Origin of the sequence: Streptomyces sp. NPDC001380 (assembly GCF_042895785.1) — a bacterium.
Lineage (GTDB): Bacteria > Actinomycetota > Actinomycetes > Streptomycetales > Streptomycetaceae > Peterkaempfera.
In genome coordinates this window covers 196573-211187 of the sequence record NZ_JBIAWP010000009.1, presented here as the reverse complement: position 1 = coordinate 211187, position 14615 = coordinate 196573, and the positions used below count along the sequence as shown (strand labels likewise).

Sequence of the window (14615 nt, the reverse complement as noted above, 5' to 3'; positions counted from 1 at the left end):
GGGCGCCCCGGTAGGGTCCCGGCCATGACCGTCGCGCGCTCCGTCCTGCTCTTCCTGCTGGCCGCCGTCCTGGAGATCGGGGGCGCGTGGCTGGTGTGGCAGGGCATCCGCGAGCACCGCGGGTGGGCGTGGGCCGGCGCGGGCGTCGTCGCGCTGGGCGCGTACGGGTTCGTCGCCACCCTCCAGCCGGACGCCCACTTCGGACGGATCCTGGCCGCGTACGGCGGGGTGTTCGTCGCCGGGTCGCTGGCCTGGGGGGCGGCCGTGGACGGCTACCGGCCCGACCGGTGGGACGTGGCGGGCGCCCTCGTCTGCCTGGCCGGCGTCGGGCTGATCATGTACGCACCGCGCGGGCGCTGACCGGCGGGCCGGGCGGGCCGGGCGGACGCCGCCCGCGGGCGCCCGGGAGAACTCTGGGATTTCTCTGGGAACGGCCCACCGGCGCCGCGGGCCGCGCCGCCCCGGGTTAGGGTGCGGCCGGATCCACGGGCGGCGGAGGGCGGTGGGCGGCAGGTGGCGGACGCGACGGCGGCGGCACGGGTGCTGGTGGTGGACGACGACGCGGCGATCCGGCGGTCGCTGGAGCGCGGGCTGCGGCTGAACGGCTTCGCGGTGGCGCTCGCGCCCGGCGGCGTGGCGGCCCTGGCCGAACTGGCGCGCGGCGGCCAGGACGCGGTGGTGCTCGACGTCTCGATGCCCGACCTCGCCGGCACCGAGGTCTGCCGGCGGCTGCGGGCGGCGGGGAGCGAGCTCCCGGTGCTGATGCTCTCGGCGCTGGACGAGGTGGACGACCGGGTGGCCGGCCTGGAGGCGGGCGCGGACGACTACCTGGTGAAGCCGTTCGCCCTGCAGGAGCTGGTGCTGCGCCTGCGGGCACTGCTGCGGCGCCGCGGGCAGGCCCCCTCGGGGGTGCTGCGGGTGGGCGGCCTGGCCCTGGACCCGGCCACCCGGGAGGTGAGCTGCGACGGCGTGCCCGTCGCCCTGACCCGGCGGGAGTTCGAGCTGCTGGAGGTGCTGGCCCGCAACGCCGGGCTGGTCCTCAGCCGCGACACGCTGCTGGACCGGGTGTGGGGGTACGACTTCCAGGTCACCACGAACACGGTCGACACCTTCGTCAGCTACCTCCGGCGCAAACTGGAGGCCGGCGGGCGGCCGCGGCTGGTCCACACCGTGCGCGGGGTCGGCTTCGTCCTGCGCCCCGACGGGCCGGACGCGGGCGGGCCGGACGCGGACCGGGCGGGGGCGGACCGGTGAGGCTCTCACTCGCCGCCCGGGTCGCCGTCGCGGTCGGCGTCACGGTGCCCCTGCTGGTCCTGGCCTCCGGCGGCCTGCTGCTCCGCCTGGTCGACCGGGACCTGGACCGGCAGCGGGACGGCGACCTGCGCGCCCGGGCCGCGGCCGCCGCCCCGCTGGCCAGGGGCCTGCTCGCCGCGCAGCTCGGCGGACGGCCGCGGGCGGAGCGCACCCGGCAGCGCCTGCTGTTCTCCGCCGCCCTGGACGTCGGCGTCGAGGTCGCCGACCGCTCGGGGGCGGTGGTCGCCGAGGGCGGCCCGACCCCGCCGGCCGGGACGCCGCTGCCCGGGGTGGCCGGGACCCCGGCCACGGTGCGCGCGGACGGGGAGAGCTGGCGGGCGCTGGCCCTGCCGGTGGGCGGTGCCGCCGGGGGCACGCTGCGGCTCTTCTCCCCGGACTCCGCCCGGCAGGCACGGATCCGCGCGGTCCGGTCCCGTGTCGTCCTGGCGGCCCTGGTCGCCGCGCCCCTCGCCGCCGGGGCGGGGCTGCTCGTCGCCCGGCGGGCGGTGCGGCCGCTGCGGCTGCTGCAGCAGCGCACCAGCGGACTGGACCCGCGGACCAGCACCGCCCGCCCGCCGCACGCGCCGACCCGGGTGGCGGAGGTCGACGACCTCGCCCGCACCCTGCACACCGTGCTGGCCCGGTACGACGAGCAGGCCGGGCGGACAGCCGAGGCGCTGGCCACCGCCCGCTCCTTCTCCGCGGCGGCCTCCCACGAGCTGCGCACCCCGCTGATGAGCATGCAGACCAACCTGGAGGTCCTCAGCGCCCACCCGCACCTGGACCCCGCCGACCGGGAGGAGATCCTCGGCGACCTGCGCACGGAGCACGCCCGGCTGCTGGGGCTGCTGCTCACCCTGCGCGGACTGGCCCAGGGCGACCTGGTCGAGGCCGACGCCTTCGGGCCGGTGGACCTGGCCCTGCTGGTCCGCAGCTGCGTCCGGGACACCGCGCGCCGCCGCCCGGAGGCGGACCTGGCCGTGGAGGCGGCCGAGGACCTGCGGGCCTGGGGCTGGGAGCCGGGCCTGCGGATGGCCGTGGACAACCTGCTCACCAACGCCCTGGTCCACGGCCGCGGGCCGGACGCGGCGGGGCGGGTGGAGGTCCGGCTGCGGCGGAGCGGGCAGGCGGGCCCGCCGTCGGCCGTCCTCACGGTGGACGACCGCGGGCCGGGCGTCCCGCCGGCCGAGCGGGAGCGGGTCTTCGAACGGTTCCACCGCCGCCCCGGCAGCCCCGGTTCGGGCCTCGGCCTGACACTGATCGCCCAGCAGGTCCACCTGCACCGCGGCACGGTGCGGGTGCTGGACGCGCCGGGAGGCGGGAGCAGGTTCGAGGTGCGGCTGCCGCTGCTGCCCTCCCCCGACGACACCCGCACCCTGGAGCTCCCGCTGCGCCGCGACTGGCTGGCCGGCACCACGGCGGGCCTCCCGGCCTGAGCCCGCTCCGCCGTCCCGGTCCGGCAGGGTCCGGCGGGTCCGGGGCTCCCAGAGAATCCCCAGGGAGCCTCCCTACGCTCGGCGGCACGCCGTCCGGCCCCGGCAGGGGCACCGGACGGGAACCGTGTCGTACCAGCGGAAAGGACGTCCCATGAACCGCAGGACCGCACTCACCGGAGGACTGGCCGGGCTCGCGCTCGCCGGGTCCCTGCTGACCACGGCCGCCGTCCCGGCCTCCGCGGCCACCGGCTCCGCCTCCCCCGCACCCGCCGCGTCCGCCGGCGCGAAGGCCGTGAAGGGCGACGGCGCGAGGATGCTCTGCGCCCGCGCGCACAGGATCGAGCGCCGCATCGACCGGGCCCTGACCCGCCTGCAGGCCGGTCCAGGGGTCCGCGGCTCGATCGCCCGCCTCCAGCAGCGGGTCGACAACGCCCAGGCCGCCGGGCACACGGCGGTCCACGACTACCTCAGCCACCGTCTCGACCACCGGAAGTCCATGGTGGGCACCCTCACCCAGCGGCGCGCCGACCTGCAGAAGGTCGAGGCCTGGTGCCGGACCCGCGGTGACGCGGACGGCACGTCGTGACCGGGGCGCCGCGCCGCGCCGCGCTGCTGCTGGCCGCGGCCCTCGCCCTGGCGGCGCCCGCCGTCACCGGATGCACCGACCGGTCGGCCGCGTCCGCGCCGGCCGCGCCCGCGCCGGCAGCGCCGTCGGCGGCGGCCGGGTCCGGGGCCGGGGCGGGCGACGCGGCCGACGCCGACCTGCAGCGGATGCAGGGGCTGGTCTCCGGCGCCGAGCAGGCGGCCGACGCCGCCGACGCCGACGCGACCGCCGACGGGTAGGGCGTCCGCCGCGCCGCGCGGCCGGGGAGCCGCACACCGCAGAGAGCCGGACGGCACGGAGCCGCCGGCACCCGCCCTAGGAGGGAGACGGGTGCCGGCGGCTCCGGCGCGCAGCGGGTCAGCCGGCGTTGACGCAGGTGTTGCCGAAGGCCGGGTTGACGGCGGCGATGAGCAGGTTGACGGTGTTGCCGCACAGGTTCACCGGCACGCTGACCGGCACCTGGATGGCGTTGCCGGAGATGACGCCGGGCGAGCCGATCGCGGCACCCTCGGCCCCGGAGCTCGCCATGGCGGAACCCGCACCCGCGGCGATCAGGCCGGCGGCGGCGAGGGAAACGGCGGCCACCTTCTTGGGCGCGTTCATTGATGTCTCCTTTGTGTACATACCTGTCGAACCGTGAGCACTGAGCGTGCCTCCTGATCAACGACGCTCCGGGCCGCAGGGCATGAGCGATGTCGCATATTCACCCGCATGCAGCAAAGTCCCGGCCCGCACCCCCCATCCGGGTGATCGCCGCACCCGAGGCCGTTCCCGGGCGGCAGGTCGGTCGTTCTCCAGCACGAGGTCCTCGATCCAGCCCCTCGGGAGAGAAGAAACCATGCGCCACATCGTCGGGACGGCACCCGGAAACGCCGTCAGCACGCCGGCAGCAGCGCTGGAACCGGCCCTCCGGGACGTCCGGCGCACTGCCTGACGCAGCCTCGGGCCGCTCCCGGGAGCGGGTCTCCATCCCAGCGGACCGCCTCGACATGCGGGGCATCACGGCGTGTGCCAAAACTTCTCGGGGAACTGTGTGTAATCGTCTGAACACTCCGGCTTGCACCGTGGCGGAAATGCCCGGGGTGGGCCGCCCGAGTGATCGCCGCACATTGCGCGCATCCCTGGGGCCAGCATTGTCGTTTCGCACATCGCCCGCCGGTTCCACGGCCGGGCGGAAACACGGAGGAATTCCCACCATGCGCTCTTTCAAGAAGGCTGCCGTCATCACCGTCGCGGCGTCCGGCCTGCTCGCCGCCGGTGCCGGTGCGGCCTCGGCCAGCAGCGGCGCGGAGGGTGCCGCGGTCGGCTCCCCCGGCGTCGTCTCCGGCAACGTCATCCAGGTCCCGGTCAGCGTCCCGGTCAACCTGTGCGGCAACACCATCACGGTCATCGGCCTGCTGAACCCCGCGTTCGGCAACACCTGCGTCAACGCCGGCTGACCCAGTTCCACACCGCCGTCCGCGGCCACCGCAGGCGGCACCCATCCGAATCCAGGAGATTCACCATGCGCAACATCAAGAAGGCCACCCTCGTCTCTGCCGCCTCCCTCGGCATGATCGTCGCCGGTGCCGCCTCCGCCTCCGCCCTGGGCGCCGGCGCCCAGGGTGCGGCGGTCGGCTCCCCCGGTGTGGCCTCCGGCAACGTCGTGCAGCTGCCGATCCACATCCCGGTCAACGTCTGCGGCAACTCGATCAACGTCGTGGGCATCCTGAACCCGGCCTTCGGCAACACCTGCATCAACGCCTCGGGCGGCTTCGGCCACGAGCGCGGCCACGAGTACGGCGGCGAGCGCGGCCACGGGTACGGCGGCGAGCGCGGCCACGAGCACGGCGGCTGGGACAAGGGCCACGGCGAGCACAAGGGCGAGCACGGCAAGGGCCACGGCAAGGACTGCTGATCCGCGTCGCACCGTACGGCGCTGCCCCTCGGAGCCCGAGAGCCCGAGGGGCAGCGCCGCGCCGCAGACCGGCCCCAGGAGAGCCCGCCCCCAGGAGAGGACGACAGCCATGAAGACCCCGTCCCGCGCGGCAGGCCGCGCACTCGCCGCCGTCGGAGCGGCCGTGCTCGGCACCCTCGCCGCGCACACGCCCGCCATGGCCGCCGAGGCCCGTGCCCCGCAGCCGGCCCAGGCCCCCGACGCCACGCTGCAGCCGGTGGACACCAGGGCGGCGCTCGGCACGCTCGGCACCACCGCGGGCAGCGCCCTGCGCCCGGTGACGGAGCTGCGGCTGGACCCCTGGGCCAACTCCTCCGCCGACCCGCTGACCAACGCCGTCTCGGTGGAGCCGAAGACCCCCAACGGGCAGACCCGCCCCCTCAGCACCCTGCCGCTGACCGCGCCGCTCAGCGGCGGCGGCGGGCTCAAGGACCTGCCGGTCCTGGGCCAGGTCCTGGGCGGGGCGGTGCGGGGCTGAGGGCAGGCCCCCGCCCGTGACGCGCCGAGGGCGGCTCCCCGTGGGGGAGCCGCCCTCGGCGCGTGCGCGGCGTGCGCGCCGCGGTCAGAGCCGCTCCCGCAGGGTGCGGGCGGCCTCCACGGCCCAGTAGGTGAGGATCTGCTCGGCGCCGGCCCGGTGGATGGAGGTCAGCGTCTCCATGACCACCCGGTCGCGGTCGATCCAGCCGTTGGCGGCCGCGGCCTCGACCATCGCGTACTCGCCGGAGACCTGGTACGCGGCGACCGGCACCGGGGAGGCGTCGGCGACCTGCCGCAGCACGTCCAGGTACGCCATGGCGGGCTTGACCATGACGAGGTCGGCGCCCTCGGCGAGGTCGAGCTCCAGCTCGCGCAGCGCCTCGCGGGCGTTGGCCGGGTCCTGCTGGTAGCCCTTGCGGTCGCCCCGGAGCGAGGAGCCGACGGCCTCCCGGAAAGGGCCGAAGAAGCCGGAGGCGTACTTGGCGGTGTAGGCGAGGACGGCGACGTCCTGGTGGCCCGCGCCGTCCAGGGCCTCGCGGACCACGCCGACCTGGCCGTCCATCATGCCGGAGGGGCCGACCATGTGGACGCCCGCCTCGGCCTGGACCACGGCCATCTCGGCGTAGCGCTCCAGGGTCGCGTCGTTGTCGACGGTGCCGTCGGCGGCGAGCACGCCGCAGTGCCCGTGGTCGGTGAACTCGTCCAGGCACAGGTCGGACATGACCACCAGCCGGTCGCCGACCTCGGCCACCACGTCGCGGATGGCCTGCTGGAGGATGCCGTCGGGGTTGGTCCCCTCCGAGCCGCAGGCGTCCTGCACCGCGGGCACCCCGAAGAGCATGATCCCGCCGAGGCCGGCCTCGGCCGCCTCCACCGCCGCCTTGCGCAGCGTGTCGCGGGTGTGCTGGACGACGCCGGGCATGGAGGTGATCGGCACCGGCTCGGCGATCCCCTCCCGCACGAAGGCCGGGAGGATCAGCTGGGCCGGGTGCAGCCGGGTCTCGGCGACCAGGCGGCGCACCGCCGGGGTGGTGCGCAGCCGCCGGGGGCGGTGGAGGGGGAAGCCGGTCATGACGGTGCGGTGCCTTTCAGCGTGGCTCCCGGCGGCGCCCCGCCGGCCGGGTGCTGCCGGCGGCGGGGTGTCCCGGACGGGACGGGTCGGGCGGTTCCGGGCGGGTCAGCGGGCCTTCCTGCGGGAGCCGGGACGGCGCTCGCTCGGCCGGTACACCTGCTCGCCGGCCTCCAGGGCGGCGTCGCGGCGGGCCGCGCCGAAGTCGGCGAGGGCCTCGGCGAGCGCGGCCGCGGAGGGCGCCGGGGAGAGCACGTCGACCCGCAGGCCGTGCTCCTCGGCGGTCTTGGCGGTGGCCGGGCCGATGCAGGCGATGACGGTGACGTTGTGCGGCTTGCCGGCGATGCCGACGAGGTTCCGCACGGTGGAGGACGAGGTGAAGAGCACGGCGTCGAAGCCGCCGCCCTTGATCGCCTCACGGGTCGCGGCCGGCGGCGGCGAGGCGCGCACGGTGCGGTAGGCCGTGACGTCGTCCACCTCCCAGCCGAGGTCGATGAGCCCGGCCACCAGGGTCTCGGTGGCGATGTCGGCGCGGGGCAGCAGCACCCGGTCGATCGGGTCGAAGACCGGGTCGTACGGCGGCCAGTCCTCCAGCAGCCCGGCCGCGGACTGCTCACCGGAGGGCATGAGGTCGGGCTTGACGCCGAAGTCGACCAGCGCCTGGCCGGTGGTCTCGCCCACGGCGGCGACCTTGATGCCGGCGAAGGCGCGGGCGTCGAGGCCGTACTCCTCGAACTTCTCGCGGACCGCGCGCACCGCGTTGACCGAGGTGAAGGCGATCCACTCGTAGCGGCCGGTGACCAGGCCCTTGATCGCCCGCTCCATCTGCTGCGGGGTGCGCGGCGGCTCCACGGCGATGGTGGGCACCTCGTGGGGCACCGCGCCGTAGGAGCGGAGCTGGTCGGAGAGGGAGGCGGCCTGCTCCTTGGTGCGGGGCACCAGGACGTTCCAGCCGAAGAGCGGCTTGGTCTCGAACCACGACAGGGAGTCGCGCATGCCGACCTGCTCGCCGACCACCGCTATGACGGGGGTCTGCGGGTCGACCGGTGCGGACACCGGGGAGGGCAGCACCTTGGCGCTCTTGAGCTCGGCCGCGATGGTGGCCAGCGTCGCGGTGAAGGTCCGCTGCCGGGTGGTGGTGCCGCCGAGGGTGGCCGAGAGGGGCGAGTCGGGCTTGCGGCCGTGGGCCGTCAGGGCGGCGGCGGTGGCGGGGAGCTGGCCCAGGGTGGTGCGGACGACCAGGGTGGCGTCGCAGGTGCAGAGGTCGGCCCAGCCCTGCGGCTCCAGGGTGGCGGCGTCGACGAACCGGACGTCGGCGCCGCGGCGGCCGCGCAGCGGCACGCCGGCGTAGGCGGGGACGCCCACGGACTGGGCGACGCCGGGCACGACCTCGAAGGGGATGCGGTCCTTGGCGCAGGCCAGCATCTCCTCGGCGGCACGGCCGTCCAGGCCGGGGTCGCCGTCGACGGTGCGCACGACGTGCCGGCCGGCCTTGACCGCGGTGGCGACCAGCTTGGCCAGGGCGGCGGCGCCCCAGTCGGCGGTCTCCGCGGCGTCGCCGGCGGTTCCGCCGGCGCCGTCGGCGCCGTCGGCGTCGCCGGGCGTGTGGACCTCGACGCCCTCGGGGCAGTGGGTGCGGACGGCCGCGGCGGTGAGCGGGTCGGCGACGAGCACGTCGGCCGACGCCAGCACCTCGACCGCGCGGAGCGTCAGCAGTCCGGGGTCGCCGGGTCCGGCGCCCAGGAAGGTCACCTGTCCGCCCTTGCGGTGGCCGTGTGCGTCGGTGGTGGCGGTGGGGCTCACAGGACTCGCTCCCCCATCAGACCGGCCGCGCCCCCGGCGAGCATCCGGGCGGCGAGGTCGCGGCCGAGGGCCTGCGCCTGCTGCTCGGAGGTCCCGTCGAGAACGATCGGACCGGTGGTGGACATCTGCAGCAGGGCGGCGCCGTCGGGGGTGCCGACCACGCCCTCCAGCCGCAGTTCGGTGGCGGGCCCCTCGGGCCCGAGCACGGTGGCCAGCGCGCCCACGGGGGCGGAGCAGCCGGCTTCGAGGGCGGCGAGCAGGGCTCGCTCGGCGGTGACGGCGGCCCGGGTGGGGCGGTGGTCGAGCACGGCGAGCGCTGCGGCGAGCGCGGTGTCGCCGGCGGCGCACTCGACGGCCAGCGCGCCCTGGCCGGGGGCCGGGAGCATGAGGTCGGTCCCGAGCAGCTGGGTCGCCTCGGCGAGGCGGCCGAGGCGGCTCAGCCCGGCGGCGGCCAGCACCACGGCGTCGAGCTCGCCCGCACGGACGTAGCCGATGCGGGTGTCGACGTTGCCGCGGATCGGCACGGTCTCGAGGTCCAGGCCGCGGGCGGCGGCGTACGCGTTGAGCTGGGCCATGCGGCGGGGCGAGCCGGTGCCGACGCGGGCCGGGCGGCCCTCGCCGCGGGCGCCGCACTTCTCGGCGAGCTCGTCGAGGGTGAGGGCGTCGCGGACCACCAGGGCGTCGCGGACGTCCTCCCGTTCGGGGACGGCGGCCAGCAGCAGCCCGTCGGGGGCGGCGGTGGGCAGGTCCTTGAGGGAGTGCACGGCCAGGTCGATGCGCCCGTCCAGCAGCGCGTCGCGCAGGGCGGAGACGAAGACGCCGGTACCGCCTATCTGCGCGAGGTGCTCGCGGGAGGTGTCGCCGTAGGTGGTGATCTCCACCAGTTCGACGGGGCGGCCGGTGGCCCGGGAGACCTGCTCCGCGACCATGCCCGACTGGGCCATGGCCAGGGCGCTGCGGCGGGTGCCGAGCCGCAGGGTCCGCTGCTTCAACTCGCCTGCGATGGCGCTGAGTTGACCATTCATGACATGATCGTCCCGGTCGCGCTGGTTGCCTGGGTGGTGGTTCATCGGGCGCCGCCCTTCGCGGCCGGGGCCGCCTCCTGCCGGGGCGCGCCGGACACGGCCTCGACGGCCGCCGGGTCGAGGTCGAACAGCTCCCGCAGGGCCTCCGCGTAGGAGGCGCCGCCGGGCTCCCCGGCCAGCTGCTTCACCCGCACGGTGGGCGCGTGCAGCAGCTTGTCGACGACCCGGCGCACGGTCTGGGCGATCTCGGCGCGGGCCTTGGGGTCGAGGCCGGGCAGCCGGCCGTCGAGCCGGTCCAGCTCGCTGAGGACGACGTCGGAGGCCATGGTGCGCAGGGCGACCACGGTGGGCGTGATCCGGGCGGCCCGCTGGGCCGCGCCGAACGCCTCGACCTCCTGGGCCACGATGCCGCGGACGGCGTCCACGTCGACCGCGCCCGGCTGGTCGGCGGCGGCGCCGGCGAGGCTCTCGATGTCGACGAGGCGGGCGCCCTCGACCGCGTGCACCGCGGCGTCGACGTCGCGGGGCATCGCCAGGTCGAGCAGGGCCAGCGGCGGCGCGCCGGCCTCGCGGTCGCGGACGGCGTCCCGCACCTGGTCGGCGTCGATGACCAGCCCGGCGGCGCCGGTGCAGGAGACGACGAGGTCGGCCTCCGCCATGGCGGCGGCGACCTTGTCGAAGGCGACCGTGCGGGCGCCCAGGCCGGCGGCGAGGCGCTCGGCCCGGTCGGCCGTGCGATTGGCGATGACGAGGTCGGCCACCCCGGCGCGGTCCAGGGTCGCGGCGGCCAGCGAGCTCATCGAGCCCGCGCCGACGACCAGCGCACGCTTGCCGGCGACGGGGCCGGACACGGCGGCGACCTGCTCCAGGCCGAAGGTGACCAGCGACTGCCCGGCCCGGTCGATGCCGGTCTCGCTGTGGGCGCGCTTGCCGACCCGCAGGGCCTGCTGGAAGAGCTCGTTGAGGCCGCGGGCGGCGGTGTGCTCCTCCTGGGCGAGGGAGAGCGCGTCGCGGATCTGGCCGAGGATCTGGCCCTCGCCGACCACCATGGAGTCCAGGCCGCAGGCCACCGAGAAGAGGTGGTGCACGGCGCGGTCCTCGTAGTGGACGTAGAGGTGCGCGGTCAGCTCGTCCAGGTCGACGCCGCTGTGCAGGGCCAGCAGGGTGGAGAGCTCGGCGACCCCGGCGTGGAACTTGTCCACGTCGGCGTAGAGCTCGACCCGGTTGCAGGTGGCCAGCAGGGCGGCCTCGGCGACGGTGGCGGAGGCGGCGGAGGCGTGCAGCAGCCGCTCGCGGGAGTCCCCGGTGAGCGCGGTGCGCTCCAGGACGCCGACGGGCGCGGTGCGGTGGCTGAGGCCGACGACGAGGAGGCTCATGCCGGCATCACGGCGGGGAGGTCCCCGTCGGTCCCGGACGCGGCGGCGCGGCGCAGCTTGGCGGCGGTCCTGGCCGGGCGGTCCGCCGCGGCGGGGACGACCGGCTCGGAGGACGGCCCGGAGGACGCGGCGGCCTTGGCGGCGGCGGGCGCGGCGAGGGCCTGCTCGGCCTCCTCGCCCGCCTTGCGCTGCTCGTGGAAGGCCAGGATCTGCAGCTCGATGGAGAGGTCGACCTTGCGCACGTCCACGCCGTCGGGCACGGAGAGCACGGTGGGCGCGAAGTTCAGGATGGAGGTCACCCCGGCCGCGACCAGCCGGTCGCAGACCTGCTGGGCGGCACCGGGCGGCGTGGTGATGACGCCGATCGACACCTGCTCGTCCTCCACGATGTCCTCGAGTTCGTCCATGTGCCGGACGGGCAGCCCGGCGGCGCTGGTTCCCACCACGGCGGGGTCGGCGTCCAGCAGCGCCGCCACGCGGAAGCCCCGGGAGGCGAAGCCGCCGTAGTTGGCCAGGGCGTGGCCGAGGTTGCCGATGCCGACGATCACCACGGGCCAGTCCTGGGTCAGGCCCAGCTCGCGGGAGATCTGGTAGACGAGGTACTCCACGTCGTAGCCGACGCCCCGGGTCCCGTAGGAGCCGAGGTAGGAGAAGTCCTTGCGGAGCTTCGCGGAGTTCACCCCGGCGGCGGAGGCGAGCTCCTCCGAGGAGACCGTGGGCACCGAGCGCTCGGAGAGGGCGGTCAGCGCGCGCAGGTACAGCGGCAGGCGCGCGACCGTGGCCTCCGGAATGCCCCGGCCACGGTTGGCCGGGCGGCCGCGGTCGGCGGTGTGGGTGGGTCGGCCAGTTGCCACGGTGCTCCTGAGGGTGAAGCTGGGCTTTGGCAGCCAGGCTATGCGTTTGTGAACGTGTGCACAAAGATTGTGTCCGATTTGTCCCCGAACAGTGACGCGCATCACGCGCCACCCCCGCGGGCGTCCGGAACCGGCGCGGCCGCCGGTGCGTTCGCCCGCGTCCGGGCGCACCGCGCCGGGGGGACGCGGGGCGCGGCCAGGCTGGGCCACGCCAGGGCGGCGGCCTCCCGCAGCGCCCGGGTCCACTCGGCGGGCCGCAGCGGGCGGGCCGGGTGCCGCGCCGCGCAGTGCCGCAGCAGGTCGGCGGTGGTCAGGGCGTCCCCCAGCGCGGTGTGCGCCGCGAACGGCGGCAGGCCCGCCGCCTCCGCGCAGGCCCGCAGGCCGAAGCCGCCCGCGGCGGGCAGGTGGTCGCGGGCCAGCCGCATGGTGCACAGGGAGGGGACGGGCGGCAGGTCGACGCCGATCCGGGCGAACTCGCGCTCCAGGAAGGCGCGGTCGCAGGCCACGTGGTGGCCGACCAGCAGGCGGCCGGAGAGCAGCTCCAGCAGCTGCGGGGCGACCTCCCGGAAGCGCGGCGCGCCCGCCACCTCGTCCTGGGTGATCCGGTGGACGTGGGTGGGGCCCACCGGGCCCTCCGGGTCGATCAGGGTGGTGTACTCGGCCACCGGGTGCAGGAAGCGGTCCAGGGCGACCACCGCGACCTCCACCACCCGGTGCCGCCACGGGCTGCGGCCGGTGGCCTCGACGTCCACCACCGCGTAGCCGCGGGCGTGGGCCGCCGCCGGACGGGGCACGGCGGGCGCCACCGGGAGTCGGCGGGGAAGCACGGGACGGTCCCTCTCTGTCCAACCCCCGTACGACTCAAAACCCCTCGATGGTAAGCCGACGAACTGTCCGTGCGACAAGTCGGCGGAGCCGGTGTGCACGGTCGGTCAACGGGTCAGCGCGCTGCGCAGCCGCTGCTCGTCGACGCGCCAGAAGTCGTGCTGCCTCCCGTCGACCAGCGTCACCGGGATCTGCTCCCAGTACAGGCGGTGGAGCTCCGCGTCGCGGGTGATGTCCTTCTCCTCGAACGAGGCGCCGAGGTCGCCGGTCACCCGGAGGATCACCTCCCGCGCCTCGTCGCAGAGGTGGCACCCCGGCTTCGCGATCAGGGTGACGGTGCGGGCGGACGGGTCGGGCCGCCCGGGGCGGCGGAGCAGAGGACTCATCCGGCCATTCTGCTCCCGGCACGGACCGCGGCGACAGCGGCCGGACACCCCCGGGACCCGCCCAGGGGGCGGAGGGGGCGGGGCGGGACGGGCGGAGGGGCCGCGGGACGGAGGGGGCGGCGCGGGCGGGCACGGCGGTGTGGCGTTCCCCACGGACGCGGGCCGCCGCGGCCCCGGCACCTCCTCCGTCACCGCACCGACGCGCGGCGTTGACGGGCGCCGGACCTCCGCGTCACCGGGTCGACCCGCCGCTCTGGCTATGCTCGCCTCATGGCTGTGCTGCGAAGGCTCACCCGGAGGAAGCGGTCCGTGACCGAGCGGACCGTGCTGGCCGGCGAGGCCGCCGCCCACGCCGCCCAGACCGACCCGGCGGCCCGGGCCGACCAGGCCGCCCGGAGCGGGAGCGCGGAGGCGGAGGCGGGCGTCCAGGCACGCCGCCGCGGACTGCACCTGCGCGACCGCGGCGGCCGGGCGGAGCGCCCCGCCGCGCGGACGCCGGGCGACGCGCCCCCCGCCACCGGCGACCCGCGCGCCGCCGCCTTCTTCGACTGCGACAACACCCTCCTGCAGGGCGCCGCCGTCTTCTACCTCGGCCTGGGCCTCTACAAGCGGCAGTTCTTCACCCACCGCGACGTGGCCCGGTTCGTCTGGCAGCAGGCGTGGTTCCGGCTGCACGGCACCGAGGACCCGGCCCACATGGCCGACGCGCAGGACACCGCGCTGGGCATCGTGGAGGGCAAGCGGGTCGAGGACCTCGAGGTGATCTGCGAGGAGATCTTCGAGGAGGTCATGGCCGACAAGGTGTGGCCCGGCACCCGCGCCCTCGTGCAGATGCACCTGGAGGCGGGCCAGCGGGCCTGGCTGGTGACGGCCGCCCCGGTCGAGGCGGCGCGGATCATCGCCCGCCGCCTCGGGATGACCGGCGCCCTGGGCACCGTCGCGGAGACGGTGGACGGCGTGTACACCGGGCGGCTCGTGGGCGAGCCGCTGCACGGGCCCGCGAAGGCCGCGGCGGTGCGGGCGCTCGCCCGCCGCGAGGGGCTCGAACTGGAGCGCTGCGCCGCGTACAGCGACTCCTCCAACGACATCCCGATGCTGTCGCTGGTCGGCTACCCCTACGTCATCAACCCGGACAACGCGCTGCGCCGGCACGCCCGCGCCGAGGGCTGGCGGGTCCGGGACTTCCGCACCGGGCGCAAGGCGGCCCGGGTGGGCATCCCGGCCGCGGCCGGCCTGGGCGCCGCCGCGGGCGGCACCGCCGCGGCGCTGGCGCTGTACCGCAGGCGCCGCTGACCCGTCGGCCCGCCGGGGGCGGCCGCCCGACCGGGCGGCAGACCCGTCGAGCGGCCGTCCCGCGGGGACGGCCCGGCCCCCGGCGTGTGCGGCGCCCTGCCACGCCCTCGCCCGCCGCGCCCTCGCCCTCCGCGCCCCTCCCCGGCGCACCGGTCCGCCCGGACGCCCCGGGCCTGTTCCGACACCTCCGGTCCGTTCCGGCACCTCCGGACAGCACGGCCCCGCCCGATCCCGGGCG

General features: G+C 76.6%; 17 protein-coding genes. 9 read left to right on the top strand and 8 right to left on the bottom strand.

Annotation, left to right across the window (positions count from 1 at the left end):
• Positions 1-24: 24 nt before the first annotated feature.
• The 5 genes from ACFY07_RS14025 (at position 25) to ACFY07_RS14005 (ending at position 3572) form a co-directional block, all read left to right on the top strand.
• On the top strand, positions 25-360 hold the full coding sequence (locus ACFY07_RS14025) for a YnfA family protein (RefSeq protein WP_390868874.1): 336 nt from the start codon (positions 25-27) through the stop codon (positions 358-360).
• Positions 361-513: 153 nt separating this feature from the next.
• Entirely contained in the window at positions 514-1254 is a 741-nt protein-coding gene (locus ACFY07_RS14020; protein ID WP_390868873.1) for a response regulator transcription factor, read from the top strand.
• Positions 1251-2729: a sensor histidine kinase gene (locus ACFY07_RS14015; protein ID WP_390868872.1), complete on the top strand. Its 1479-nt coding sequence runs from the start codon at positions 1251-1253 to the stop codon at positions 2727-2729. Before ACFY07_RS14020 ends, ACFY07_RS14015 begins: the two co-directional genes overlap by 4 nt.
• A 151-nt stretch (positions 2730-2880) precedes the next feature.
• Positions 2881-3315 carry a hypothetical protein gene (locus ACFY07_RS14010; RefSeq protein WP_390868871.1) on the top strand — a complete coding sequence of 145 codons (435 nt, stop codon included), beginning with the start codon at positions 2881-2883 and terminating at the stop codon, positions 3313-3315.
• Positions 3312-3572 carry a hypothetical protein gene (locus tag ACFY07_RS14005; protein ID WP_390868870.1) on the top strand — a complete coding sequence of 87 codons (261 nt, stop codon included), beginning with the start codon at positions 3312-3314 and terminating at the stop codon, positions 3570-3572. Before ACFY07_RS14010 ends, ACFY07_RS14005 begins: the two co-directional genes overlap by 4 nt.
• A gap of 118 nt (positions 3573-3690) precedes the next feature.
• On the opposite strand, the gene ACFY07_RS14000 is transcribed toward ACFY07_RS14005, so the two are convergent.
• Positions 3691-3936 carry a chaplin gene (locus ACFY07_RS14000; protein ID WP_230746176.1) on the bottom strand — a complete coding sequence of 82 codons (246 nt, stop codon included), beginning with the start codon at positions 3934-3936 and terminating at the stop codon, positions 3691-3693.
• A 593-nt stretch (positions 3937-4529) separates the two neighbouring features.
• On the opposite strand from ACFY07_RS14000, the gene ACFY07_RS13995 reads away from it, so the two are divergent.
• From ACFY07_RS13995 to ACFY07_RS13985, 3 genes are all read left to right on the top strand, one after another.
• A complete protein-coding gene (locus ACFY07_RS13995) occupies positions 4530-4772 on the top strand; it encodes a chaplin (RefSeq protein WP_230746174.1) in 243 nt (80 codons plus the stop codon).
• Between the two features lie 65 nt (positions 4773-4837).
• Positions 4838-5230, top strand: coding sequence for a chaplin (locus ACFY07_RS13990; protein ID WP_390868869.1), 393 nt, complete (start codon positions 4838-4840; stop codon positions 5228-5230).
• A gap of 109 nt (positions 5231-5339) precedes the next feature.
• The gene (locus tag ACFY07_RS13985; RefSeq protein ID WP_230746169.1) at positions 5340-5747 is read left to right on the top strand and encodes a hypothetical protein; all 408 of its coding nucleotides are present in this window, start codon (positions 5340-5342) and stop codon (positions 5745-5747) included.
• A gap of 84 nt (positions 5748-5831) precedes the next feature.
• Here ACFY07_RS13985 and hemB read toward each other — a convergent pair whose 3' ends face one another.
• The 7 genes from hemB to ACFY07_RS13950 form a co-directional block, all read right to left on the bottom strand.
• Positions 5832-6818, bottom strand: a complete 987-nt coding sequence (hemB, locus tag ACFY07_RS13980) for a porphobilinogen synthase (RefSeq protein ID WP_390868868.1) — start codon at positions 6816-6818, stop codon at positions 5832-5834.
• A gap of 105 nt (positions 6819-6923) precedes the next feature.
• Entirely contained in the window at positions 6924-8618 is a 1695-nt protein-coding gene (locus tag ACFY07_RS13975; RefSeq protein WP_390868867.1) for a uroporphyrinogen-III synthase, read from the bottom strand.
• Complete coding sequence (gene hemC, locus ACFY07_RS13970; RefSeq protein WP_390868866.1) at positions 8615-9643, bottom strand: hydroxymethylbilane synthase; 1029 nt, start codon at positions 9641-9643, stop codon at positions 8615-8617. The genes ACFY07_RS13975 and hemC overlap by 4 nt, the downstream gene beginning before the upstream one ends.
• A 41-nt stretch (positions 9644-9684) precedes the next feature.
• Positions 9685-11019 carry a glutamyl-tRNA reductase gene (locus ACFY07_RS13965; RefSeq protein ID WP_230746161.1) on the bottom strand — a complete coding sequence of 445 codons (1335 nt, stop codon included), beginning with the start codon at positions 11017-11019 and terminating at the stop codon, positions 9685-9687.
• Positions 11016-11873, bottom strand: a complete 858-nt coding sequence (locus tag ACFY07_RS13960; RefSeq protein ID WP_230746159.1) for a redox-sensing transcriptional repressor Rex — start codon at positions 11871-11873, stop codon at positions 11016-11018. Before ACFY07_RS13960 ends, ACFY07_RS13965 begins: the two co-directional genes overlap by 4 nt.
• Positions 11874-11974: 101 nt before the next feature.
• On the bottom strand, positions 11975-12700 hold the full coding sequence (locus tag ACFY07_RS13955; RefSeq protein ID WP_390868865.1) for an exonuclease domain-containing protein: 726 nt from the start codon (positions 12698-12700) through the stop codon (positions 11975-11977).
• 105 nt (positions 12701-12805) lie between these two features.
• Positions 12806-13084, bottom strand: coding sequence for a glutaredoxin family protein (locus ACFY07_RS13950; protein WP_230746155.1), 279 nt, complete (start codon positions 13082-13084; stop codon positions 12806-12808).
• 270 nt (positions 13085-13354) lie between these two features.
• On the opposite strand from ACFY07_RS13950, the gene ACFY07_RS13945 reads away from it, so the two are divergent.
• Complete coding sequence (locus ACFY07_RS13945; RefSeq protein ID WP_390868864.1) at positions 13355-14377, top strand: HAD family hydrolase; 1023 nt, start codon at positions 13355-13357, stop codon at positions 14375-14377.
• Positions 14378-14615: the final 238 nt, after the last annotated feature.